1 pseudogene is annotated in these 1,359 nt (G+C 66.8%); it reads left to right on the plus strand.

Going from position 1 to position 1,359, the window contains the following annotated elements:
* Window positions 1-52: 52 nt before the first annotated feature.
* Window positions 53-1,341: pseudogene (locus tag AB0M80_RS44145) on the plus strand (IS701 family transposase).
* Window positions 1,342-1,359 lie beyond the last annotated feature (18 nt).

The following is a 1,359-nucleotide window of genomic DNA, read 5'->3' on the forward strand; positions in this document are numbered from 1 at the left end:
TACTCCAGCCGCACTTCGTTACTGACAGGTGTAGCCTGTTGACCTTGTGATCGTGGATGCGGATGTCGAGGCGTGGGCGGCCGGGCTGGAGGATTTGTTTGCGCTGGTGGCGGGCCGGTTCTCGCGGGCTGAGCCACGTCGGCGTGCGCGGGCGTATGTGCGGGGGTTGTTGGCGCCGCTGGCGGGCAAGAATGGGTGGACACTCGCCGAGGTGGCCGGTGACGCGACACCGGATGGGATGCAGCGACTGCTGAACGCGGCCAGTTGGGACGCCGACGGTGTCCGCGATGATGTCCGGGCGTATGCGGCGAGGCATCTGGGCGAGCGAGACGGTGTGCTGATCGTCGACGAGACCGGATTCTTGAAGAAGGGGAGCAAATCCGCGGGTGTGCAGCGGCAGTATTCCGGCACGGCCGGTCGGGTCGAGAACTGCCAGTTGGGAGTATTTTTGGCCTATGCCACCAGGCGGGGCCGGACGCTGATCGACCGGGAGCTGTATCTTCCGAAGTCCTGGATCGCCGATCGTGCCCGGTGCCGCGACGCCGCCGTTCCCGACGAGGTCGAATTCGCCACGAAGGCGGGGCTGGCCACGACGATGCTCGCCCGCGCACTCGAGGCCGGTGTTCCCGCGTCCTGGGTGACAGCTGACGAGGCCTACGGCCAGGACTCGAAGTTCCGGACCTGGCTGGAACAGCACCGGATCGGCTACGTGGTCGCCGTTCCCCGTAGCCAGACCATCCCCGCCATGACCGGTTCTGCCCGCGCCGACCACGCCGCCGAACACGCCCCGGAACAAGCCTGGAAACGTCGCTCGGCCGGCGACGGCGCGAAAGGACCACGACTCTACGACTGGGCCGTGGCGTCCCTTCCCGCCGGTGAACACACCCCGCCCGGATGGACTCGCTGGCTACTTATCCGGCGGCAGATCACCGCTGCCGACAAAGAACCCGAGCTTGCCTACTATCTCTGCTGCGGCCCCGAGGACACCAAGGACGCCGAGCTGGTCCGCGTGGCCGGAGCTCGCTGGGCCATCGAAGAATGCTTCCAAACCGCCAAAAACGAAGTCGGCCTCGACCAATACCAGGTCCGCCGCTACGACGCCTGGTACCGGCACATCACGCTGGCCATGCTCGCCCACACCTACCTCGCCGTCACCGCCGCGATCACCCCAAAAGCCCTGGCAGCGGCCTCATTCCACTCACCCTCGCCGAGATCCGCCGTCTCCTGGCACACCTGACCCGCCTGCCTGACCGCATCCACGCCTGGGCCTGGTCACAGTGGCGACGACGTCATCAGCACCGCGCCAAGACCAGCCACTACCGACGACGCCACCCCACCTAACGAAGTGCGGCTGGAGTA

Origin of the sequence: Amycolatopsis sp. NPDC051045, assembly GCF_040682955.1 — a bacterium.
Taxonomy (GTDB): Bacteria; Actinomycetota; Actinomycetes; order Mycobacteriales; family Pseudonocardiaceae; genus Amycolatopsis.